This is a genomic window from Pseudomonas boreofloridensis (genome assembly GCF_030580795.1).
In the GTDB taxonomy this organism is placed as follows: Bacteria; Pseudomonadota; Gammaproteobacteria; order Pseudomonadales; family Pseudomonadaceae; genus Aquipseudomonas; species Aquipseudomonas boreofloridensis.
This window is the reverse complement of sequence record NZ_JAUQOQ010000009.1, coordinates 183,001-207,365: the sequence shown is the minus strand read 5'-3', so window position 1 is coordinate 207,365 and position 24,365 is coordinate 183,001. Positions and strand designations below refer to the sequence as shown.

Annotated in this window: 9 protein-coding genes; 5 read left to right on the top strand and 4 right to left on the bottom strand. The window is 64.8% G+C overall.

Translation table 11 applies throughout. From position 1 onward, the window contains the following. Nucleotides 1–8 precede the first annotated feature (8 nt). The 4 genes from Q6A47_RS13495 to uraH all read right to left on the bottom strand — a co-directional run bounded on the left by Q6A47_RS13495 (nucleotide 9) and on the right by uraH (nucleotide 18,730). The gene (locus tag Q6A47_RS13495; protein ID WP_304484537.1) at nucleotides 9–365 is read right to left on the bottom strand and encodes a hypothetical protein; all 357 of its coding nucleotides are present in this window, start codon (nucleotides 363–365) and stop codon (nucleotides 9–11) included. After that, nucleotides 362–17,809 carry a two-partner secretion domain-containing protein gene (locus Q6A47_RS13490; RefSeq protein WP_304484536.1) on the bottom strand — a complete coding sequence of 5,816 codons (17,448 nt, stop codon included), beginning with the start codon at nucleotides 17,807–17,809 and terminating at the stop codon, nucleotides 362–364. Before Q6A47_RS13490 ends, Q6A47_RS13495 begins: the two co-directional genes overlap by 4 nt. A 33-nt stretch (nucleotides 17,810–17,842) precedes the next feature. Next, nucleotides 17,843–18,031, bottom strand: coding sequence for a hypothetical protein (locus Q6A47_RS13485; protein ID WP_304484535.1), 189 nt, complete (start codon nucleotides 18,029–18,031; stop codon nucleotides 17,843–17,845). Nucleotides 18,032–18,376: 345 nt separating this feature from the next. Beyond that, the gene (uraH, locus tag Q6A47_RS13480) at nucleotides 18,377–18,730 is read right to left on the bottom strand and encodes a hydroxyisourate hydrolase (RefSeq protein ID WP_029613862.1); all 354 of its coding nucleotides are present in this window, start codon (nucleotides 18,728–18,730) and stop codon (nucleotides 18,377–18,379) included. Nucleotides 18,731–19,123: 393 nt separating this feature from the next. Between uraH and puuE the strand changes: the two genes are divergently transcribed. The 5 genes from puuE to Q6A47_RS13455 all read left to right on the top strand — a co-directional run bounded on the left by puuE (nucleotide 19,124) and on the right by Q6A47_RS13455 (nucleotide 24,027). After that, nucleotides 19,124–20,053: an allantoinase PuuE gene (puuE, locus tag Q6A47_RS13475; protein WP_039576487.1), complete on the top strand. Its 930-nt coding sequence runs from the start codon at nucleotides 19,124–19,126 to the stop codon at nucleotides 20,051–20,053. Then, a complete protein-coding gene (gene uraD / locus Q6A47_RS13470; protein ID WP_304484534.1) occupies nucleotides 20,050–20,565 on the top strand; it encodes a 2-oxo-4-hydroxy-4-carboxy-5-ureidoimidazoline decarboxylase in 516 nt (171 codons plus the stop codon). Before puuE ends, uraD begins: the two co-directional genes overlap by 4 nt. 57 nt (nucleotides 20,566–20,622) lie before the next feature. After that, nucleotides 20,623–21,126 carry an ureidoglycolate lyase gene (locus Q6A47_RS13465; RefSeq protein WP_029613865.1) on the top strand — a complete coding sequence of 168 codons (504 nt, stop codon included), beginning with the start codon at nucleotides 20,623–20,625 and terminating at the stop codon, nucleotides 21,124–21,126. Nucleotides 21,127–21,183: 57 nt separating this feature from the next. Next, nucleotides 21,184–22,500, top strand: coding sequence for a urate hydroxylase PuuD (locus Q6A47_RS13460; protein ID WP_304484533.1), 1,317 nt, complete (start codon nucleotides 21,184–21,186; stop codon nucleotides 22,498–22,500). Nucleotides 22,501–22,671: 171 nt separating this feature from the next. Continuing rightward, entirely contained in the window at nucleotides 22,672–24,027 is a 1,356-nt protein-coding gene (locus Q6A47_RS13455) for a nucleobase:cation symporter-2 family protein (RefSeq protein ID WP_304484532.1), read from the top strand. Nucleotides 24,028–24,365 lie beyond the last annotated feature (338 nt).

The following is a 24,365-nucleotide window of genomic DNA, read 5'->3' as shown; positions in this document are numbered from 1 at the left end:
GGAAACGGCTAATCCTTCTGCATATTCTCCGCCGCTAATTCCATCGCAATGGCTAGCTTCAACAGAGAATTACGACCTCGTAGGGTTTTACGATACTGTTCAACTTCCATAGTGACGAAATTTTCAGGCTTCGCACCTTCACAACTTCGAGACAACTCAAAATTGACTACAACAGAGCCATTTACCAAAACCACATAAAAGTCTTCCCCTTGCTCGGGTGTGTGGCTAAGCACATAGGAAGACGAAATCAGACCGAACACCCCCTCAAGAAAGGTCAAAACGCCTACATTATTAAGTATGTAGCATGCTGAATAAATTAGCGCCTCTCTAATTTTAGCCTCAGTCACACTGCCTATAAGTTTCATTTGAGTACTCCAGGAAATGCGGACACTAAATTTCCAGCCTCATCTGTCAGTACGGTCATTTTCGTCGTTGGGGAAAAATTATTAAATTTATCCGTCCCAATATTTTTCCCTACGTCAACCTCCCGTACAAACCTTGGGCCATCTGCGCTAGACAGAACTTTGGTCACTGGTGTGCTTACAACCTCTTTGCTTTGCAAAATTTGACGTAACTCATCTTGCGGAATAGTAAACTGACTCTTATTTTTCACTGCGGAGTAGTGCTCATTTTTCAAATGATTCCAGCCTGCCCCTTCTGCCTGGCTTCCATTTCGCAAGTTCACCCGGCTTTGCACTCTCCCAGGTACTTGCAAAACAGCCTCTGTGGCTTGTATTCCTTTTGCACCACTTCCAATAGCAGTCGGCCCAAATTTCGCCTCAAGCGCAGCCAGCGCTTCCTTGGAGATCTTCGGAGCTACCCGCTGAACCGCCGCGGCCTTACCTGACGGAGAAGGGAACAGTAGATCAATGGCAAAACCTACGTAGCGCTCCCAGCCCTCCGGTTCGAACAGCGTTTCCCTCATACTAGCAGGTGAAAACTCGGCACCGAGGAATTCCGCGACTTTGGGATCAAGATCAGCAATCTTTGTCGCGTCACCATCGGCAATTTTGCGCAAATCGCCAAGCACGACCTCAACATCCAGATCAAGATACTTACCTTGCCCACGGAGCTCCTTCAAGCCACGTTCCAATCGCTCTTTCGCTTGGCGGTGAACCTGTTGGTTGTAGGCCGTAGCATACTTCGCGATTTCAGCACCTTCAGCAAGATCACCGTTGATCGCTGCTACTGCCAGCACACCTGTGATCTGTGACGCCATCAGCTCGAGATTTTCATCTCCACCGACCATGTTCGATAGCGCGTTGCTCAATGCCTCGTTTGCACCCGCTGCTACAGCCCCACTGGCAAAGTCACTTCCAGTTGCTTTCGCTATCAAACCACCTAAAAGGGCATGCGCCATGACTTTCTGCGGACTACCGTCAGCGTACTTACCCAGCGACCAGTCACCGATCATGTTGAAACCGATGGCCATACCCACATTGCCAGCCTGTGCGACAAGGTTGCCTTTCAGATTGTCTCCAAAGCTTCCACCCTTGATCGCTGTCTCCATCCCCGCCTGCAACACGCCCTGTGTGGCGGAATACAGCCCATAGCGTGCAACATCTGAAAGGCTTCCTAAATCGAATCCTTTGGTGATTTTGTTGACGTTGTCAGTGGAGACTCCAAAAGCCTTGTCGAGCTGCGGTGTAATCAAATAGGCGGAGGCAGCAGCGATTGCATAGCTTTTTAGATTGTCTTTGTTAAGCGCGAATTTAACGCCTCGACCTATATCGCCGCCGTTGTTTATGGTGCCAACTGCAAAATTACTGGTCAGTGCTCCTGCAAGCGGTCCCAGGTAAGCTGCCGCTACGATAGCGATGATCAGAGACGGCGCGGCACCCAAGCCTGAATGGCTGTACTTGAACGAGTCGTGAAGTTCCTGGACTTGGCGCCAATCCACATCCCCGCGCGCCTCAGCCTCTTTCAACCAAGCAAGCTGGGGATCGGCCGCCACCATGGAGTCAATTGCCTGGCTTACCGTGTGCTGATCGATCTGCCGCACATCGATCTTCAGCCCATCCACGGCTTTGATCGCCAGTTCGCCCTGTGCAACCAACTGACTCTGGCGCAAGGTTTCGTCCGTGTTGCCTCTGCCCTTGGAACTGTTCCACGCCAGATCACCCTTGCTCTTCTCGTGACTCTCCTGATGCAGATCCTTCACGCCTTCAAACGCGATCCCTCCGCCACTCTCCAGCGTCAGATCCTTCCCACTCTCAAGCGTGGCCGCCTGATACCGCTGATCTCCGCCGCTCGCGAGAGTCACATCGCCCCCAGCCGACACCGCACTGCCGACATACTTCACATCGGTCACTTCATCGCGCTGGGTCTTCTTGCTGCCAAAACTCCCTTTGCTCTTCTTGTCATACAACGAGTAATCACTGTCAGCCTCAGCCAGCAGTTCCAACCGACCACCGGCCACCAGATACGCTTCGTCCCCCGCCGACACTCGGCTGGCCGTCATCGCCAGGTCTTGTCCGGCGCGCAGGCTCACGTCGCCGCCCGCCGTCACCGCCGTGCCGACCTGGCTCACATGGTCTTCCTGCCCCTTGGCCTTCTTCGTCTTGAACGCCGAATGCTGTTCATCCGCCGCCGAGCTCAGGCTGAGGTCTTCAGTCGCCGCCATGGCCACATCGCGCTTGGCGTCGATCTGGCTGGCGATGGCGGTCAGGTCGCGTCCGGCGATGGCGGTCAGGTCGCGGCCTGCGGTCACCGAGGAACCGTGCTGGGTAACTGAGCTACTGGTTTGGCGTACGCGACTGTTCACGTTGCTGGCGGTCTGTTCCACCGCACCAATACTGAGGTCTCGACCTGCCTGTATGGAGAGGTCGCGGCCGCTCTGGAGCACGCTGCCTTGGTTGGCGACGTCCCGGCCGGCACCGATGCTCAGGTCGTTGGCGGCCTCAATCCGTGCGGCGCTGTCAACGAAGTCTCGGTGTTCAGTAACTCGTCCGTCGCTGCTGTCGACTCGGGTGACGCTGCGCTCGTTGATCACATCGCCCTTGAGGGCCGTGAGGGTCACGTCGCGGCCGGCGATGATGCCGCCGGCTTTGTTGACGATGTTGTTGCCGGCCAGCAGGTCCAGGCGATTGCCTGCCTCGATCAGGCCGCCGTTGATGATGTCGTTGCCGGCCTGGACGGACAGGTTATTGCTGGCGCGCAAGGTGCCAACGTTAGTGAGGTCCTGTCCGGCGATGAGGGTGACGTCGCTGCCTACTATCAGCGCGCCGTTCGGAGCCAGGCGATTGTTGGCGTTGGCCAGGTAAAGCACCGGCACCAACACTTCCTCGCCGTTCACCACATGGGTTTCCAGCCAGACGATGTCGTGGGTCAGCGCCGCGACCTGCTCGGAGGTGAGGGTTACGCCCACCGCGAGGTTCAGCGTTTGACGGCTGGCGATGGCGTTGTCCATCAGGTGGCGGAACAGCTTTTCGTCGGTGGTTTGGCCGTCGATGAAGCGTTGGCCGGTGCGGGCCACCACGGCTTGCTGGATCAGGCGCTGTTCGTAGAGGCCGTCGCCCAGGCGCTTGGCGCTTTCGTCCGGGTTGTAGCCCAGGCCCGAGAGCAGGTAGTCCGAGCTCATGAATTGCTTCATGTCGGTGAGCACGGGGTTGGTTTCGATCAGGTACTTGTGCGGCTGGGAGGCCGGGCGCTTTTCGGGAAGGCCCTGGACTCGCTCAATGGTTTGGCTGGCGACCGGCGTCGGGTTCGCGGCGACCTGCTCGACCGTGACGGCGGCCGGGCGGGTGGCGGTGCTGTCCACGACAGGCTGCTCGACGGGGCTGACGGCGGGCAGGAACTCGCGGGAGGTCGGCACCACTGTCGCCACGGTCGACGGCTGCTGGCGCTCCACGGACACCTGGGTCGCAGGGGCCAGCGGCGTGACGCCGGGCACGCTGAGGTCTGGGCGGGCGCTGTCCGGTGCGACGGTGACCACGCGGGTGTCGCGCTCGGCGGTGGACAGGCCGGGGACGTTCAAGGTCGGACGGCTGCTGTCGGAAACCGGTTGGTCGGGCGTGGTCAGCACGATGCGGGCGTCGCGCTCGGCGGGGGTCAGGCCGGACAGGTCGATGTTCGGGCGTGACAGGTCCACGGCCGGGCGCGAGCCATCGACCGGGTTCTGCGCGGTGATGCCATCCACTGCGGTGATGGTGCCGCCGCCGCTGCGGCCAGGTTGCAGCGTGCCGACGTCGGCATCGCTCACACCGCCCACATTGATCGCGCTGACGCTGGCCTGGATGCCGCTGGCCTCACGGGCCGTGACCGACACCTGGCGGCTGCTGGCAGACACCTGGGCGACGTCGTCGAGTTGAATCGTCCGGCCTTGGGTTTCGGGCAGGCGTTGCTGGCGTTGCTCCAGGCCGACGCTGGCAGCGCCCAGGGTCCAACTAGCAGGCCCGGCTGAACCTTGAGCCACTTGCCCGCTGCTGCCGCCCTGCCCGCTCAGACGGAACAGGCCGTTCTGGCCGGTGGGGAGGCTGAAGCCGGGCAGCGCGAGTGGGTTGACCTGCTGTTGAGCGAGATCGGGCGGCAGTTGCCGGTTCACAACGATGATGGGTGCCGCACCGGCCCCCACGGCGCCCGTGTTTAGACCTCTCTCAGATGTCGAAGCGCCTGGGCTGTGTGCACGCTCCACGCCGTTGGAAAGATTGCTAGCCGCCGTGATCGCGATTTTGCCGCCCGCCTGTACAACTGAGGGCAAATAGCTAGAGCCGGAATTTTCCACACGTTCGAGGCGGAAAGGTGTGGCGCTCTGAATGACTGCCGGAGCAGTACGCGGCTGGCCATTGCCATAATTGGCGGCGGGGCTATAGGCACTAGCAGTGCCCCGGACGTTCGTCCCCTCGGGGAGCTGCAGATACATACTTGCAAAATTCAACCACGCGGCGGTGTTACCGTTCCCAACGGATCGACTACCACCAGTGATTGTGCCCATCGACTGCTCATCCGCAGCATTCCAAAAACGGACGCCGCCGGTGTAACCCGCATCATTGTCTGCGTTGTAGCGTGTGATATCGAACCACAGTGTCGAATTCACAGAGCCGACATCGATGTATGCGAGTTCTGAATAGCCGCCTAACGAGGTCCCGGTATTGCTGAATGACCCAGTATTGATTGTGATATCGCCAACCGCGGAAATCGTCGAGTTGGTATTGGCGAACGTCTCGCTTACCACACTCAAGTTGCGCCCAGCCGCCAGATTGGACTCTTTTTCTACTTGCCCAACCGCTTCGAAGGTGTAGGTTTTGCCCCACACCAGATGCGATTTCGAGGTGACTTGCCTGTTGCCATCCATATAGCTGGAGCAACTGTAGCAACGCACCCCAATGTAAGCGGATTGCAGCGTCGAGTTGAGCGTGAAGTCCACGCGCTCGTTGCGAACGCTGCTGGCAGCAATGTTGAAATCGCCAACACTCTCGAATGTGCCAGACAAGTTTTCAAGTAGCGCGGAGCGCGTGCCCTGCATATCTTGTGCAACACGTATGTCGCCCAAGCTGTAGATATCGCCTTGGCGGTTGGTCACCCGCTGGCCATACAAGGCCATGTTGCCACCGCTGTAGATAAATCCGCCTTGGTTGGAGAGATCGCCAGTGGTCAAGGTCAGGTCTTGCCCACTGCCAAGCGAGCCCACATTCTCGATGCCAGCGGCGTTAACGCTCAGGTTGGAGCTTGAGGTCAGTCGCCCGGCGTTGCTCAACTTGCCGCCGACAGTGATTGCTGCATTGCCGCCTGAAGCGACGCTACCGCCGCCGCCCAGTACCAGTTGACCAAGCTTGAGGTCCATAGCTCCTAGGTTGCTGACGCGTCCGCTGGCGCTCAGGCTGCCCGACAGGTTCAGGTCAAGCCCTCCGTCACTGGCGATCACCCCAGCCGCGCTCCAGTTGTTGCCGCTGCCGGAAAAACGCTCCGCTGCCAGCAACTGACCAGTCGCCGTCTGGCTCAGCTCGCCGACATTCACCGTCAACCGCCCAGCCTGAATCACAGTGCTGTTGGTCCAACTATCGGCCGTAAGAGTCAAACCACCTCGGGTGACCACGTCACCGCCCGCCGCCAACAGCGAGGCAGTAGCGATCTCGAAAGTGCCGCTGCCGCTGTGCAGCAGGCTACCGCCCTGGTTCTGCAAGCCAGTGGCGTTGAGGGTCAGGTCGCTGTTACGGGTCTCGAGGCGGCCATTGCGGTTGTCGAATCCGCCGAGCAATTGGAAGTCGGTCTTGCCGGTGCTGCCCAAGGCACGCAACTGTCCGCCTTGGTTATCGACGGCGCTGGCGCGCACGTTGAGCACGCTGTCGCTTTCGATGATCCCGCCACGGTTGCCCAACTGGCCGTCGAGCCCCAGGTCCACGCGATTGGCTGCCATTTGACCGGCACTGTTGTCCAGCGCGGCGCCCACCACCTGGAGCAGGTGCTTGGCATACAGGCCGCCATAGGCGTTGGCGAAGGAACGGGCATTGATCAGCGCGTCGCCGTTTTGCGCGGCGATGCGGCCGCGCTGGTTGTCGACGCTGGCGGCGATCAGGTTCAAGCGCTGCCCCTGGATCACGCCCGCCTTGTTGGCGGCATTGACGCCGTTGAGCAGTTGCCCGCCAACGCGGGCATCGAGCGACCCGGCCACGCTGGCCAGCGTGCCGCCCTGGTTGTTCAGGGTGCTGGCGGCGGCGCTCAGGTCGCCGCTCTGGGCCAGCAGCGTACCGCCTTCGTTGTCCAGCTCGCCCGTGAGGCTCAGGCCCAGGCCCTGCTGGCCCTGTACCACGCCTGCGCGGTTGCTGAGGCTGGCCGCGCTGACGTGCACGTCCGCGCCCTGGCTGTAGATCAAGCCGTCGGCATCGTTCTGCAGCACGCCGGTGCTGGTGATCGCCACCCGCTCCTTGCCGGCGAGGGTGCCGCGCTGGCGGTTGTCGATGCCGCCGGCCAGCAGCGTCAGCACGCCCTGGCTGGCGATCTGGCCGCCCTGGTTGTCCACCTGCGTGGCGCGCTGCAAGAGCAACGTTCCGGCGCTGGCGAGCTTGCCCTGGTTGTTGACCAGGCGACCCAGCAGGTCGAGGGTCAGGCGGCCATTGCTGACCAGGGTACCGCTCTGGTTGCCCAGGTCGGTGGCGGTGACGGCCAGCGCCTGCTGGGCGGTGACGGTGCCGGCGGTGTTGTTCAGGCTGGCCGCCTGTACATCGAGCTCGGCGCCGCTGTCGATCAGGCCGCCGCTGGCGTTGTCGAGCGTGCCGCCGACCACCAGGGTTTGCCCTGCGCCACTGGAGAGGATGCCGCCGGTGTTGTCCAGGCTGGCAGCGCTGACGGTCAGCGCACCCTGGCTGACCAGGGCGCCGGCCCCGGCATTGAGCAATTCGCCGGAGAGCCGCACATCGACCGCGCCGCTGCGGCTGGACAGGGTGCCGTTGTTGCGGTTGTCGAGGCTGCCGCCGCCGACGCTCAGCCCTTGCCAGCCGGACACCAGGCCGTTCTGGTTGATCAGCCTGGCGGCCTGGACCGTCAGCACCTCGCTGCTGATCAGCTTGCCGCCGCTGTTGTCCAGGGTGCCGGTGCTCAGGGTCAGGCTGCGTTGGCTGGACAGTTCGCCGTTCTGGTTGTTGAAGCTGCGCAGGCGCTTGAGGGTCAGCGGCCCCTTGGCCAGGATCTGGCCATTGCGGTTGTCCAGGTCGCTGTCGTTGAGGTCGAGGGTCACGCCCTGCTCGCCCATTACCCGACCGCCCGCCAGCGCCAGGGCGCTCAGCTTCAGGCCCATCGCGCCCCGGGCGGACACTTCACCGCCGCTGCCGGTGTTCAAGCTGGCGGCATTGAGGTCGAGGGTGCCCTGGCTGTTGATCAGGCCACCGCCGCTGTTGTCCAGGGCCATGGCGGTGAGCGTCACGCCCGCCGCGCCGAGCAGGCTGCCGGTGAGGTTGTTGAGGTTGCCGGTATTCAGGGTCAGCGTCTGGCTGGCGCTGATCAGGCCCTGCTCCTGGTTGTCGAGCAGGCCATCGCTGGTCAGTTGCAGGTCGCTGCGACTGCTCAGGGTGCCGCCGCGGTTGTCCACGGCGCCGGCGTGCGCGTCCAGGCGGGCGGCGCCGATCAGGCCTTTGACGTTGGCCAGCACTTGGCCGACGCGCACGACCAGGGCCTGGTTGCTGAGCAGTTTGCCGTTGCCGTTGTCCAGGCTCTGCGCGGCCAGGGTGAAGGCTTGGGCACTGGAGATTTCACCGTTCTGGTTATTGACCGCCGCGAGGTTGCTCAACAGCAGTGGGCCTGTGGCGTTGATCAAACCGTTCTGGTTGCTCAACGCGCCGTTGTTCAGGTCCAGGCTCAGGCCGCCGTGGCTGAAGAGCGTACCGCCCTGCTGGTCGAACCCGCTGACACTCGCGGTCAGGGCCTTGGCGCTGCCGATGCTGCCGCCGTTGTTCAACTGGCCGCTGGTCAACTGCAAGGTCTCGCCGCTGTTGAGGCGACCGCCCTGGTTGTCCAGCGTACCGGCGCTCACCGTCAGCGCGCCTTTGGCGCTGATGCTGCCGTGCTGGTTGGCCAGCGCGGTGCTGCTCAGCACCAGGGCGCCGTCGGTGACCAACTGGCCGCTCTGGTTGTTCAACTGGCCATTGAGCGCCACGTTCAAGGCGTGCGCGCTGGACAGGCTGCCGTAGCTGTTGTTCAGGCTGCCGGCCTCGATGTCGAGGGTGTCTTCACTGCTCAGCAGGCCCCAGCTGTTGTCCAGCTCGCCGCTCACCTGCAGGCGCAACGGCTGCTGGCTGAGCAGCGTGCCGCCGGTGTTGTCCAGGCGGCTGCCGGTCAGCGCCAAGCGCTGGGCGCTGAGCGAACCGCCCTGGCGGTTGAGCACCTGCTCGACGTTCAGCGTCAGGCCCTCGACGGCGAACACCTGGCCCGCGTCGCTGTTGTCCAGGTGCTGGCCGGTGATGCTCACGCCGGCATTGCTGGTCAGCTCGCCGGCCCGATTATCCACGGCACCGACGTCGAGTGTCAGCGCTTTTGTGGCGCCGACCAGACCGCCCCGGTTATCGAGGCTGGCGCCACTGACCTGCACCGCCTGGGTGCCGATCAACTGGCCGCTGCGGTTGTCCAGGCGCGCGGCATTGACGCTCAGGTCGGCCTTGCCGGCGATCTCGCCGCCCCGGTTGTCCAGCTGGGCGCTGGTGAGCAGCAATTGACCGTCGGCGATCAAGGTGCCGCGCTGGTTGTCGAGCATTTCGCGGGCGACGATGTCCAGGTCACTGCGGCTGCTGAGCAGACCGTCACTGTTGTCCAGGCGTGCGCTGCGGGTGTCGAGGCGTGCGGCGCTGATGTGGCCCTTGGCGTTGGCCAGGGCCTGTTCGATGCGCAGCACCAGTGCCTGGTTGCTGATCAGCTTGCCCTGGCTGTTGTCCAGGCTGCGGGCGGCCAGGGTGATGGCGTTCTGGCTGGAGAGCTCGCCATGGCGGTTGTCGAGGTTGCCGAGGTTTTTCAGGACCAGGATCGGCGCGTTGATCAAGCCGCTGTTGGTGGCGTCACCGCCGTTCAGGTCGAGGATCAGTTGGCTGTTGCTGAACAGCTCGCCGCCTTGTTGCGTGAGGCCGGTGAGGCTGGCGTTGAGGGTGCCGGCGCTGGCGACACGGCCGCCATTGCTGAGCTGCGTCGCGGTGAGATCGAGCGGCCCGGAACCGATCAGGCGTCCGCCTTGGGTGTTGTCGAACTGGCCGGTGGTCAGGCGCGCGGCGCCCTGGCTCTTGAGCAGACCCTGCTGGCTGTTGTTCAGGCTGGCGCTGTTGAGCGTCAGGCCCTGCGCGGTTTCCACCACCCCGCCCTGGTTGATCAGCGCAGCGGTGCTGTCGAGGGTCAGCGTGTCGGCACTGGTGATACGGCCAGCGGTGTTGTCGATCCGCTCGCCGCTAAGCTGCAGCGTGCCTTCGCTGCTGAGTGTGCCTTGGGTGTTATCCAGCGCGGCGGTCAGCTCCAGCGCCAGCGAACGCTGGCCGGCGAAGGTGCCTTGGGCGTTGTCCAGGCCCGCGCCGGTCAAGCGCGTGTCCTGGGCGAACACCAGGCCCTTGGCCTGGTTGATGACCTGGGCCACGGCCAGTTGCAGCGCGGTGGCGGCGAGCAGCTTGCCGCCACTGTTGTCCAGGCGCTGGCCGCTGAACTCGGCAGCGGCCTGGCTGGACAGCTCTCCGGCGCGATTATCGACCGCGTCCACTTTGAGTTTCAGCGCTTTTGTGGCGCCCACCAGACCGCCGTTGCGGTTATCCAGGACGCTGCCGGTGAGGGTCAGTTCTCCCTGGGCCACCAGCTCGCCGCCCTGTTGATTGAGCACGCCAACGCTGGCGTCCAGGTCGCGCTGGCTGGCGATACGGCCGGTGCCGTTTTCCACATGCTGCGCGGTCAGGCGCACCGGGCCTGCGGCGCTGATCAGCCCGGCCTGGTTGCTCAGCGTCTGGCTGGCGATCACCAAGGCCTGCTTGCTGTTGAGCACGCCTGCGCGGTTGTCCACCTCGCCGATGGCCAGGTCGAGCGCCTGATTGGCGCGCACCGCGCCGCCACGGTTGTCCAGGCGATCACCGCTCAGGGTCAGCAGATCCTGCCCGGACACCCGCCCGCCCCGGTTGTCCAGCGCACCGGACTGCACCGCCATGGCGCCCTTGGCCATGACCCGGCCTTGGTCCTGGTTGTCGAGCAGGCCATCGACCTTGGCGGTCAGGCTGCCGTCACTCACCAGGCTGCCGGACTGGCTGTTGTCCAGGCTCGCCGCCGTCACCTGCAAGCGCTCGGCGGCGCCCAGGGTGCCGCCCTGGTTGAGCAGCGCGCCTCGGGTCGTCAGCACCAGGCTGACGTCGCCCATCACCTGCCCGTTGCGGTTGTTCAGGGTCTGCGCATCGACCACGCTGGCGCCGGCGCTGGACAGCTCGCCGTCGACGTTGAGCAAGGCGTCGCTGACCGCCAGGGCCAGGTCTTCTTCGCTGCTGAACACGCCTTCGCTGTTGTCCAGACTGCCCGCCTGGGCCTTGAGTCCGGCGGCCGTGATCTGCCCCCTGACGTTGAGCAGCGCCCGCTCGACCGTCAGGCTCAGCCCGTGGTCGCTCAGCAGTTTGCCGTCGGTGTTGTCCAGGCTCTGCGCCGCCAGGGTGAAGGCTTGCTGGCTGGAGATTTCGCCGCCTTGGTTGATGACCTGCGCGAGGTTGCGCAGTACCAGCGGGCCGGGCGCATTGATCAAGCCACCGGCGTTGTTCAACGTGCCCTGGTTCAGGTCCAGGGTCAGGGCGCGGGTGCTGTACAGCTTGCCGCCGCCGCGCTGGTCGAGACCGCTGAGGCTGGCCGTGAGTGCGTGGGCGCTGGCGATGCGACCGGCGGCGCGGTTGTCCACCTGCCCGGCCACCAGGTCGAGGCGGTCGGCGCTGGTGAGGCGTCCACCTTGCTGGTTGTTCAGGGCGCCGGTGGTGACCTGCACGGCCCCGTCGCCGATGAGCGTGCCGCTCTGGTTGTCGAGGCTGGCGCTGGTCAGGCTCAGGGTCGAGGCGCTGAGCACCTCGCCGTTGCGGTTACCCAGCGCGCCGGTGCTGACCAGGACCAGCGGTGCGGCGCTGCTGATGCGCCCGCTGCCGTTGTCGAGGCTGTCGGCGTGCAGGCTCAGGCCCGCATCGCTGCGCAGCGCGCCTTGCTGGTTGAGCACCTGGCCGCTGGCGAGCAGGGACAGGTTGCCCTTGGCATACACGCTGCCCTGGCCGCTGTTGTCCAGCAGTGCCGTGTTCAGCTCGACGGAGCGCTGTCCGGAGATGATGCCCTTGAGTTGGTTGTTCAGGCGCTGCACGGTCACCTGCAGGGCGTCATTGGCCAGCAGCCGCGCACCGGCGCTGTTGTCGAGCTCGCGGGCCGCGAGGGTCAGGCCACCGACGCTGGAGACCTCACCGGCACGGTTGTCCAGGCTGTCGAGGGCCAGGGTCATGCCCTGGCCCGCATTGAACAGGCCACCGTCGCGGTTATCCAGCGACGTGCCCTTGAGCTGCAACTGGTTCACCGCGGCGACGTTGCCGCCACGGTTGTCGAATTGGCCGACGGTCAGGCTCAGGTCGCGCTTGCCCAGCAGGCGGCCCTTGGCCTGGTTGTCGAAGCTGCCTGCGGTCAGTTGCAGTTGCGCGCTGGCGCCGATCAGGCCGGCCTGGTTGAGCAACTGGCCGCTGATCAGGGCGTCGAGCGTTCCGTCGCTGGTGAGCGTGCCTTGGGTGTTGTCGAGGCGGGCGGCGTTCAGGTCGAAGCGTTGGCCTGTGACGAGCCGGCCATTGCGGTTGCCGACCGCTTGCCAGTCCGCGAGGGTGAGCCGCTGGTCGCCCTGGATCAGGCCGGAGCGGTTGTCCAGCGTGGTGCCGGTGAGGCGGGTCGTGGCGCCGAGAATCTCGCCCTGGCCGTTATCGAGTGTCGCCTCGACCTGGGCGGTCAGGTCGTCGCGGGCGCTCAGCGTACCGGCCGTATTGACCAGCGTGTTGGCCCGCAGATCCAGCGCAGTGGCGCGCACCAGACCCTGGGCATTGTCCAGCGCCTGGGCGATGCGCACGCTCAGCCCCTGCTCGCTGAGCAGCTTGCCGCGGCGGTTGTCCAGGCTCTGGGCGTCGAAGCTCAGCGCCTGGGCACTGGAGATTTCCCCGGCGCGGTTGTCCACCTCGGCCAGGTGGCTCAGCAGCAGCGCGCCGGGCGCGTGGATCAAGCCACCCTGGTTGTTCAGCAGGCCGTGATTCAGGTCCAGGCTGACACCGGCCTGGCCATACAGGCGACCGCCATCGTGCTGGTCGAGGCCGGTGACGGAGGCCGTGAGTTGCTGCTGGCTGCTGATGCGTCCTGCGCGGCTGTTGTCCACTTGGCCCGCCGTGAGTACCAGCGTGCTGTCGCTGTCGAGCACGCCTTGGGCGTTGTTCAAGGCGCCGCCCACGGTGAGCGCCAGCGGCCCCTTGGCGTGCAGGCTGCCTTTGGCGCTGTTGTCGAGGCTGGCGGCGATCAGGTGCAGGTCGCTGCCCGCGCTGAACAGGCCAGTCTGGTTGAGCAACTGACCGGTGAGGGTCGCGGTCAAGCGCGCATCGCTGGCGAATTGGCCGGCGCTGTTGTCCAGGCTGGCGGCGATCAGGTGCAGGTCGCTGCCCGCGCTGAACAGACCGGTCTGGTTGAGCAACTGACCGGCGAGGGTCGCGGTCAAGCGTCCATCGCTGGTCAGCTTGCCGGTGCTGTTGTCCAGGCTGCCGGCGTCGAGGTCGAAGGCCTGGGCGGCGAACAGCGTGCCCTGACGGTTATCCACGGCGCCAAGGCTGGTGAGGTCGAGCAGGCTGTCGCTCTGCAGCAGGCCCAAACGATTGTCCAGGGCGCCCACCTTCACCGAGGCGCTGCGGGCCAGTACCCGACCGCTGCGGTTGTCCAGCGCCGCGCCGACCTGCACTGCCAGGTCGTGGTTGGCGCTGAGCAGGCCGCTCTGGTTGTCCAGGCTGCCAGCCTGCAGGGTCAACGCCTTGGCTGAAATCAGGCCTTGGGTGTTGTCCAGTGCACGGGCGATGCGCAGGATCAGGGCCTGTTCACTGAGCACCTTGGCACCACGGTTGTCCAGGGTGTCGGCAGCCAGGGTGAAGGCCTGGCTGCTGGAGATTTCCCCGCTCTGGTTATCGACGCTGGCGAGGTGGCTCAACAGCAACTGACCCGGCGCGGTCAAGGTGCCGCCCTGGTTGTTCAAGTGGCCGCGATTGAGGTCCAGGCTAACGTCGCCCTGGCCTGACAGCCGACCGTCGTTGTGCTGGTCCAGCCCGGTCACGCTGGCGATCAGCGTCTGCCCAGCACTGATGCGCCCGCCTTCGCTGTTGTCCACCGGGCCGGCGCGCAGATTCAGCTGAGCGTCACCGCGCAGGGTGCCGTGCTGGCTGTTGTTCAGCTCTGCGCCCAACGCCAGGTCCAGACGCTGCTGGGCGTAGACGTTGCCCTGGCGGTTATCCAGGCGCGTCGCGTCGAGCTTGAGCACACCGACCGCCGCCAGGCTGCCGCTGCGGTTGTCGAGCGAGGTGCCGGCCAGGGTCAGGTTGGCTTGGCTGCTGACGCGCCCTTGGCGCTGGTTGTCGAGGCTGCCCAGGGTCAGGTCGAGGTTGGCAGTGGCCGCCAGCAGGCCGGCCTGGTTGAGCACGGCGCCAGCGATGATGGCGGTCAGGGCGCCGTCACTGGTGAGGGTGCCCTCGGTATTGTCCAGGCTGGCAGCGCTGAGACTGACGGTGTTGGCCGAGACCAGGCGGCCGCGCTGGTTGATCAGCGCCCCGCTGGCGACGGTCAGGCGCGTGTCGCCTTGCGCTTGGCCGTCGCTGTTATCGAGCGTACCTGCGTTCAGCGACAGGTCACGGCCCAGGAGCTTGCCACTGCGGTTGTCCAGCAGGCCCTCGACGCTCAGGATCACGCCGTCACGCGCACTCAGGGTGCCGTTCTGGTTGCCCAGGCTGGCGCTGCGCGCGTCCAGGCTCGAGGCCGAAATCAGGCCTTTGGCGTTTTCGAGCGCACGGGCGATGCGCAGGGTGAGCGCTTGCTCGCTCACCACCTTGCCCGCGCGGTTGTCCAGGCTGTCCGCCTGCAGGCTGAAGCCTTGGGCGCTGGAGATCTCGCCGCCCTGGTTATCGACGGTCGCCAGTTGGGTCAGCAGCAACGCGCCCGGCGCGCTGATCACACCCCCCTGGTTATTCAACAAGCCGCGAGCGAGGTCCAGGCTCAAGTCGCCCTGGCTGTACAAACGCCCATCGCCGCGCTGGTCCAGGCCCGTCACCTGGGCGCTGAGGGTGTTGCCGCTGATACGGCCACCGGCGCTGTTGTCCAGCTGCGCGGTACGCAGGCGCAGGGCGTGGGCGGCACTGATCTGGCCGGCCTGGTTGTTCAGGTCGGCGCTACTCAGTTGCAGGTCTGCGCCTGCGCTGATCAGCCCGCTCTGGTTAAGCAGGTTGCCGGAGATGGCGGCGGTCAGCGCCGCCGCACTGGTCACCTTGCCGGAGGTGTTGTCCAGGGCGCTGGCGGTCAGCGCCAGGGTCTGGCCGCTGGCGAGCGTGCCGGCGCGATTGCCGAGGGCGCCGCTGTCGATCGTCAACGACTGGTCGGCCTGCACCTGGCCCTGGGTGTTATCCAGCGAGCCCGTCGTGAGCCGCACGTCACGGGCCAGCAGCTCACCGCTGTGGTTGAGCAGTGCACCGGCGACATCCAGGCTCAGGCCGCCGTTGGCCAAGGCGTGACCGCCGCTGTTGTCGAGGTTGCCGGCGTACAGTTGTAGCGACGCACCCGATAGCCGACCCGCCGCGCTGTTCGACACCTGCGCAGCGGCCACCGTCAGCGACTGGTCGCTCTGCACGGTGCCACCCCGGTTATCCAGCGCATCGGCCAGCAAGGAGAATGCGCGGCTGCTGGAGACGGCGCCGTTACGGTTATCGACCGTGTTCAGGTTGTTCAGCAGCAATGCGCCAGGCGCGCTGATCAGCCCGGACTGGTTGTCCAGATGACCGCGATTGAGGTCCAGGCTCAAGCCGGACTGGCTGGATACCCGGCCGCCCGCGTTGTTCAAGCTGCCGACGCTGAGCTGGCTGGCGGCGGCGCTGGTCAGGCTGCCGCTGCGGTTGTCGAACAGTCCCGCGACACGCGCGTCCAGCGCCGCGCGACTGTTCACGGTGCCCTGCTGGTCATTGATCAGGCTGGCGGCACCGATCTGCAGGCCGCTGGCGGCGATCAGTCCGGCGCCGTTGTTCAAGGTCTGGACGATGCTGAGGATCAAGCCTTGGTCGCTGAGCAGCTTGCCGGCCGTGTTGTCGAGGGTGCGCGCCGTCATCGAATAGCCGCGAGCACTGGAGATTTCGCCCTGGCGGTTGTCGACGCTGTCGAGGTGGTCGAAGGTCAACTGCCCGGCGGCATTGATCAGGGCACTGCGGTTATCCAGCTGGCCCTGGTTGAGGTTCAGGTACAGGTCGCCGTTGCTGTAGAAGCGGCCGCCATCGTGCTGATCGAGGCGGCCCAGGTTGGCGTTCGTGCCTTGTGCGCTGGCGATCTCGCCACCGACGCTGTTGTTCACCGCGCCTGCCGTGAGGTTCAGCGTCTGGCCGCTGAGCTTGCCGCCCTGCTGGTTGTCCAGCGCCGCGGCCTTGATCGTCGCCCCCGCCGTGGACTCGATGCGCCCCTGCTGTTGGTTGGCCAGGGCGCCACTCACCTCGACGCCGAGCGCGCCTTGGCTGGTCAGCACACCGCGCTGGCTGTTGTTCAGCGAGGCGGCATTGACCTGCACGGCCTGCTGCGCGGCGATGCGTCCGCCCTGGTTGTCGATGGCGCCTTGCGCACTCAGGCTCAAGGTTTGTCCGGCCGACACCAGCCCGGCGACGTTATCCAGCGACGCCACGTGCAGGCTGGCCTGGCCGAGGCTCGACAGTTCGCCCTGGCGGTTGATCAACTGGCCGACGTTCGCCGTCAGCAGGCCGGAGGCGGTGACCAGTCCAGCCTGGCTGTTGAGCAACTGGTCGGCGCTGATGCCGAGATTGCCGGCGCTGAGCACGCGGCCCTGGTTCTGATTGTCCAGGGTGGTCGCGGCCAGTTGGGCACTGCGCGCAGCGCTGAGGGTGCCGCGCTGGTTGATCAGTTCACCGGTTTGCACGCGCAGGTCGCGACTGGCGATGACGCTTTTGCCCGTGTTATCGAAGGCCTGCGCCTTGAGCTGCAGATCGCCTTGGCTGTTGCGACTGTTGTCCGCGTTGACGCCGGCCTCGATGATGCCGCTGTTGGTCAGGCGGCCGCCGGCGTCCAAGGTGACGCTGTTCCTGGCTGCCAAGGTGCCCTGGTTGGTCAATGCGCCCTGGGTGGTCAGCGCCAGGTCGCTGCCGGCATATACGGGGCCTTGGACATCGACGCTCTGGGCTTTGACGTTGACCGTGGTGGCTGCCGAGGTCTGGCCCATCAGCAGTTGCCCTGCCGCATCGATCTGGATATCGCCACCGGACATCATGTCGCCGGCCATGCGCACACCGACCCCGGCCTCGGTACCGACCAGCTTGACCGCACCCACGTACATGCCGCCCAGCGCCGAGGAGTCGATGGCCAGGTCCGGCGCCTGGCTGCCGTCGGCAGCGCGCGCGGTGGCGTTGAGGGTGCCGGCCTCGACATCGTTGCGCCCGGCGACGATGGTCAGCTTGTTCGCCTGGATCTGCGCATTGAGGCGGGCAGCGCGGGTGATGATTTCGAAGCGGTCGACGTTGCTGGCGTTCAGGCCCGCGCCTTCGATGGCGACGCTGCCCTGGTCGACCTGGTAGCGGGTGAGCTGGCCGTTTTCGATCACCGGCCTGCCGGTGGTCAAGGTCGCCTGCGGCGTGTTGATGAAGCCGCAGCCGTCGCAGGTGATGCCGTGCGGGTTGGCGACGATCACATGGGCCGACTGCCCGGCCACTTCGGTGTAGCCGCGCAGTTGGCTGGCGTTGGCGCCATTGACTTCGTTGAGGATGACCTGCGCGGCCGTGCCCTGGAAGTTGGGGTTGCCGACGATGATGCCGCCCAGTTGGGTGTCCTGGGTGCGGCCGGTGGCGTTGTTGAGAATGACCCCGTTGGCGCCGACGTTGTAGTCCTGGAACTGGTTGTGCGAAAGGCCGCTGCCGTTGGGCGCGGCGATGTTGACGATCGGCACGCCATTGCCCGCTTGCCCGAGCGTGGTGCCCTGCCCGCTGACCGCGATGCCCTCGGCCTGGACCAGCAGCGGCTGCCAGAACATGGCGTTGGCCAGGATGAACGCCAGACCCCGCTTGGGCATCCCCAGGAAGTGGGAACGGCTTTTGAGGGCAGCCGAAGGCTGACGCACGAGGAAGGCGAACTGACGAACGTCCATGTGAAATCCCGATGCCCGAGGGCGGTGAAAAAATTAGAGAAAGAAGTCCATGCGTAAACGCACCGGCGCTGCCCGATCGGTGGCGGGGGCCGGTGGTTTCAGAAAACGGGGGTAGTGGGCGGTGCGTGACTCGATCAGGGCGACGCGCGCCGACACGACAGTGTCCGGGTCAGTGAAGGTGGGCGGCATCGAATGCGCGGCCCGGCGTTCCAAACGCCACATCGGTTAGGTCCTTTTGTATGGCGTTGTGCCAATAACCGGCGCGGATGATAAGGTGGCAATATAGTGGCGTCAAATAAATGATGCCCAGCGAGGGAAGTCGAGAGACCTTGCGTCGCGATCGACCTCGGGCGCTGAGGTGTATGAGGCAATCTCCAGTGCTGGGCTGCGGCCGCGGCGCGCCCGATCGCGATACAAGGCCGCTTGAAACGTGCAAGGGTTCGAAAATCGCGCAGGGCAGTCGATCGCCTGGGCTTGAGCGCACGATGCCTTCCCAGGCTGTGAAACCCCGCACCGGCGCATTTGTGGGAGCGGGCGAGTCGCGCTCAGCCCGCTTTCTTGGCGCGCCTAACTTCCGCGATAGGTGGAGTAGCTGTACGGCGAAATCAGCAAAGGCACATGGTAATGCGCTTGCCCCTGATCGATGCCGAAGCGCAGCACCACGACATCGAGAAACGCGGTGTCCGGCAACGCCACGCCACGCGCCCGGTAGTAGTCGCCGGCACTGAACTGCAACTGATATACGCCGGTACGGTACGCATCGCCTTCGAGCAACGGTGCATCGACCCGACCATCGCTGTTGGTCAGCGCGCTGTTGACCAGCGTCAGTTGCTGGCCTTCGACGCGGTACAGCTCGACCCGGATCGAGCTCCCCGGACAGCCGTGGGCGGCGTCCAGCACATGTGTAGTCAAACGTCCCATCTGCGTATCGCCTCTTGTCATTGGCCTGGGCAAAAGATAGACGGCATGCACCTGCGCGGGGCAAGCGCTTGCCGGAACGGGGCCAATTAAGACACTTGAATCGCAGATTGTACACAATTTTGTAAGCCACTTTCCCGTCTGTACCGCTGCATCGGGATCTCCCGACGTCAGACGGAAAACTCAAGGCCGCATCAAGGCCGGTCGTATTACCTGACCATTCAGGCAAGTTTCTTGCAAGGGACTGAGCAGATGTCCAAGGACGACAAAAACGAAGAATTGCGGCAAATCGGGCTTACAAATGGCCGAACAAGTTGTATACAATCGTCCCACTCCGGTGCCTGCGACAACCCGCCGCGGTCAGCACCTAGCCTCTACGTTCATAAGGAAGACTGCATGAGCGCTGACTACCCTCGCGACATGATCGGCTACGGCAACACGCCTCCTCACCCGCACTGGCCGGGCAACGCCCGCATCGCCTTGTCCTTCGTGCTCAACTACGAAGAAGGTGGCGAGCGCTGCATCCTGCATGGCGACAAGGAGTCCGAAGCCTTCCTCTCCGAGATGGTGGCGGCGCAACCGCTGCAAGGCGTGCGCAACCAGAGCATGGAGTCGCTCTACGAATACGGCAGCCGGGCCGGCGTCTGGCGCCTGCTGCGGCTGTTCAAGGACAGCGGCGTACCGCTGACCATCTTCGCCGTGGCCATGGCCGCCCAGCGCCACCCGGACGTGATTCGCGCCATGGTCGAGGCCGGCCACGAGATCTGCAGCCACGGCTATCGCTGGATCGACTACCAGTACATGGACGAGGCCCAGGAGCGCGAGCACATGCTCGAAGCCATCCGCATCCTCACCGAGATCACCGGCGAACGCCCGCTGGGCTGGTACACCGGCCGTACCGGCCCCAACACCCGGCGCCTGGTGATGGAGGAAGGCGGCTTCCTCTACGACAGCGACACCTACGACGACGACCTGCCCTACTGGGAAAAGAACACCCCCACCGACAAGCCGCACCTGGTGATCCCCTACACCCTGGACACCAACGACATGCGCTTCACCCAGGTGCAGGGCTTCAACTGCGGCGAGCAGTTCTTCCAGTACCTCAAGGACGCGTTCGACGTGCTCTACGCCGAGGGCGCCGAGGCGCCGAAGATGCTTTCCATCGGCCTGCACTGCCGCCTGGTCGGCCGTCCGGCGCGCCTGGCCGCGCTCAAGCGCTTCGTCGACTACGCGAAAAGCCACGAGCAAGTCTGGTTCGCCCGGCGCGTGGACATCGCCCGTCACTGGCACGCCACCCACCCCTACACGCCCGAGAACGCCCGATGAGCGCCTTCACCACCGTCACCCCTTCGACCCTGAGCCGCGACGCGTTCGTCGCCGCCTTCGCCGACATCTACGAGCACTCGCCGTGGGTGGCCGAGCGGGCCTTCGACCAGGGCGAGCGCACTGCGTTGGACCAGGTCGAGGCCCTGCACCAGCGCATGAGCGCGGTGCTGCTGGCCGCCAGCCACGCCGAGCAACTGGCGCTGATCAATGCGCACCCGGACCTGGCCGGCAAAGCGGCGGTGCGTGGCGAGCTGACCGAGTCGAGCACCCACGAGCAGGCCGGCGCCGGCATTCACCTGTGCACGGCCGAGGAATTCGCCCGTTTCACCGAGCTCAATCACGCCTACAAGGCAAAATTCCAGTTTCCGTTCATCATGGCGGTCAAAGGCAGCGACCGGCACCAGATCCTCGCCGCCTTCGAGCAGCGCATCCATAACGATGCCGACGCCGAGTTCCGCGAGGCGCTGGCGCAGATCAACCAGATCGCCCTGTTCCGTCTGCAGCAATTGTGAGGCCTGGCCGAACCCGGCCTCGCCCCTTGACCGATAACGACTACAAGAGAAAACCGCATGCGTACCCTGATGATCGAGCCGCTGACCAAAGAAGCCTTCGCCCCCTTCGGTGACGTGATCGAAACCGACGGCAGCGATCACTTCATGATCAACAACGGCTCGACCATGCGCTTCCACAAGCTCGCCACGGTGCAAACCGCCGAGCCGGAAGACCGGGCGATCATCAGCATCTTCCGCGCCGATGCCCTGGAGATGCCATTGACCATCCGCATGCTGGAGCGCCATCCGCTGGGCAGCCAGGCCTTCGTGCCGCTGCTGGGCAACCCCTTTCTGATCGTGGTCGCGCCACTTGGCGATGCACCTGTATCAGGTCTGGTCCGCGCCTTCCGTAGCAACGGCAGGCAGGGCGTCAATTACCATCGCGGCGTCTGGCACCACCCGGTGCTGACGATCGAAAAGCGGGATGACTTCCTGGTGGTTGATCGCAGTGGTTCCGGCAACAACTGCGACGAGCATTACTTCCCCGAGGAGCAGATGTTGATCCTCGATCCCCACCAATAAGAGAAGGTCGGTCATCACAGGTCCGCGGCCTGCCGGTGACCGGCAGAGGTACATACTGTGGAAGCACATCTTCACGAATGGCTGAACCTGAGCATTCGCTGGGTTCACATGATCACCGGCGTGGCCTGGATCGGTGCATCGTTCTACTTCGTCTGGCTGGAGAACAATCTCAACCGCAGCAACCCGCGCGACGGCCTGTCGGGCGACTTGTGGGCCATCCACGGCGGCGGCATCTACCACCTGGAGAAATACAAGCTCGCACCGCCGAAAATGCCCGATGACCTGCACTGGTTCAAATGGGAGGCGTATTTCACCTGGATGTCGGGCATCGCCTTGCTCTGCGTGGTGTTCTACTGGAACCCGACCCTCTACCTGCTCGCCCCCGGCAGCAGCCTGAGCGGCGCCGAGGGCGTGGCCATCGGCATCGGCTCGCTGGTGGCGGGCTGGTTCGTCTACGACTTGCTCTGCGATTCGCCCTTGGGCAAGCGCCCTGCCCTGCTCGGCGGCGTGCTGTTCGTGCTGATCATCGCCGCCTGCTGGGGCTTCAGCCTGGTGTTCAGCGGACGCGGCGCCTACCTGCACACCGGGGCGATCATCGGCACCATCATGGTCGGCAACGTGTTCCGCATCATCATGCCGGCCCAGCGCCAGTTGGTCGCGGCGATCGCTGCCAACCAGACGCCTGACCCCTTGCTGCCCGCCAAGGGCCTGCTGCGTTCGCGGCACAACAACTACTTCACCCTGCCGGTGCTGTTCATCATGATCAGCAACCATTTTCCGAGCACCTACGGCAGCCAGTACAACTGGTTGATCCTGGCCGGGATCGCGGTGGCAGCGGTGCTGGTACGGCATTACTTCAACACCCGCCATGCCAGCAACCAGTACGCCTGGACCCTGCCAGCCGGCGCCCTGGCGATGATCTGCCTGGCCTACGTGACCGCGCCCAAGCCACTGCCGGCCAGCCCCGAGCAGGCCGCCGCGCCGATCCAGTACCAGCCGCTGCCGGCCAGTGCCGTGGGCGGCAAGACCGCCGCCGAGCACCGCGCCGAGGCCGCAGCCAAGGCAGCCGAAGCCCCCGCCGCCCCGGCCCAGGCCACTGCCCAGGCTGAGCCCGGCAACTTCGAGACGATCCATCACGTGATCCAGGAACGCTGCACCGTGTGCCATTCGTCCAAACCCACCAGCCCGCTGTTCAGCACGGCTCCGGCCGGGGTGATGTTCGACACGCCACAGCAGATCCAGACCCAGGCCGCGCGCATCCAGGCACAGGCCGTGGCCAGCCAGATCATGCCGCTGGGCAACATCACCCAGATGACCGTGGAGGAGCGCAAGCTGGTCGGCGACTGGATCGCCAAGGGTGCGCCGGTCAACTAGCGGCTGGCGCAGGCCCGTCGCGATAGCCGACCGGCCTGCGCTGCACCACAGACACAAAAGCAAGCATCGAGCGTTCGGCTCCCCCGGCACATCCAGGCCTTCATGCGAAGCGCCTGGCGCCGGGCGCCGCCCGCTTGGATCCGAGAATAAGAACAACACTCGAGGTGCTGCATGTCCACGTCACCGCAGGCGTCCATTCCCGTCGCGCCGCCACGACAACCCCTGCCCCTGGCCCAGCTCATCCTGGTGGCCCTGCAACATGTGCTGCTGATGTACGGCGGCGCCATCGCCGTGCCGCTGATCATCGGCCAGGCCGCAGGTCTGTCACGCGAGGAAATCGCCTTCCTGATCAACGCCGACCTGCTCGTGGCCGGGGTCGCGACCGTCATCCAGTCGCTGGGCATCGGCCCGGTCGGCATCCGCATGCCGGTGATGATGGGTGCCAGCTTCGCCGCCGTCGGCAGCATGGTGGCCATGGCCGGCATGCCCGGCGTGGGCCTGCAGGGTATCTTCGGCGCGACCATCGCCGCCGGCCTGTTCGGGCTGCTCATCGCGCCGTTCATGTCCAGGGTGGTGCGGTTCTTCCCGCCGCTGGTCACCGGCACGGTGATCACCGCCATTGGCCTGTCGCTGTTCCCGGTGGCGGTCAACTGGGCCGGTGGTGGTCAGCAGGCGGACAGCTTCGGCGCGCCCATCTACCTCATGGTCGCCGGCCTGGTGCTTGGGGTGATCCTGCTGATCAACCGCTTCATGCGCGGCTTCTGGGTCAACGTCTCGGTGCTGCTCGGCATGGGCCTGGGCTACGTGCTGGCCGGCTGCATCGGCATGGTCGATCTGTCGGGCCTGGCCCAGGCGCCATGGTTGCAGGTGGTCACGCCGCTGCACTTCGGCCTGCCGACCTTCAGCCTGGCACCGATCCTGTCAATGTGCCTGGTGGTGGTGATCATCTTCGTCGAGTCCACCGGCATGTTCCTGGCCCTGGGCAAGGTCACCGATCGGCCGGTCACGCCCGGCATGCTGCGGCGCGGCCTGTTGTGCGATGCCGGCGCTTCGTTCGTGGCCGGTTTCTTCAACACCTTCACCCATTCTTCCTTCGCCCAGAACATCGGCCTGGTGCAGATGACCGGCGTGCGCTGCCGCTCGGTCACGGCGGTCGCCGGTGTCTTGCTGATGCTGCTCAGCTTGCTGCCCAAGGCGGCGTTCCTGATTGCGTCGATCCCACCGGCGGTACTGGGCGGTGCGTCGATTGCCATGTTCGGCATGGTCACCGCCACGGGCATCAAGATTCTGCAGGAGGCGGACATCAGCGACCGTCGCAATCAACTGCTGGTGGCGGTGAGCATAGGCTTCGGCCTGATACCGGTGGTGCGTCCGGAATTCTTCGCGCAGATGCCGGCCTGGATGGAGCCGATCACCCACAGTGGCATCGCCATGGCCACCCTCAGCGCGTTGCTGTTGAACCTGCTGTTCAACATTCTTGGCGGCGCCGAGCGGGCCGCCCACACCAGGGTGTGTCACCGGCACTGAGGCAGCGCCGACCCCGTCGATCCGGGGCGCTCGGCACAGGCGATGGCGCGTCACGCCTGACAACCTGACCGAACGCCCAGTTTTGCGACAGCACGCTCCAGGAAGGAGCACTTGAGGCCCGGCGCGCAAGCCAGTAATCTGCGCGCCCCCTCGCTCAGGGCAGGTCGGATCCTGCCCGCGTTTACTGACCGCTCAGTCAATGAATTCGGGCGGTTGGTCGATGTCGTGCCAGCCAGCAGCACCCTTTTTCATCCGTTCAGAACGCCGTCGAGCAGGATGGCTGCGACCGACCCGCAAAAGTTGGCGCAGCACTTGCCAGGGAGCTGTGGCCCACGCTT

Coding starts and splice junctions, on each gene's coding strand:
- Q6A47_RS13455 (WP_304484532.1), top strand. CDS start 22,672: ATGTCCACGTCACCGCAGGCGTCCATTCCCGTCGCGCCGCCACGACAA.
- uraH (WP_029613862.1), bottom strand. CDS start 18,730: ATGGGACGTTTGACTACACATGTGCTGGACGCCGCCCACGGCTGTCCG.
- Q6A47_RS13495 (WP_304484537.1), bottom strand. CDS start 365: ATGAAACTTATAGGCAGTGTGACTGAGGCTAAAATTAGAGAGGCGCTA.
- puuE (WP_039576487.1), top strand. CDS start 19,124: ATGAGCGCTGACTACCCTCGCGACATGATCGGCTACGGCAACACGCCT.
- Q6A47_RS13490 (WP_304484536.1), bottom strand. CDS start 17,809: ATGGACGTTCGTCAGTTCGCCTTCCTCGTGCGTCAGCCTTCGGCTGCC.
- Q6A47_RS13485 (WP_304484535.1), bottom strand. CDS start 18,031: ATGTGGCGTTTGGAACGCCGGGCCGCGCATTCGATGCCGCCCACCTTC.
- Q6A47_RS13465 (WP_029613865.1), top strand. CDS start 20,623: ATGCGTACCCTGATGATCGAGCCGCTGACCAAAGAAGCCTTCGCCCCC.
- uraD (WP_304484534.1), top strand. CDS start 20,050: ATGAGCGCCTTCACCACCGTCACCCCTTCGACCCTGAGCCGCGACGCG.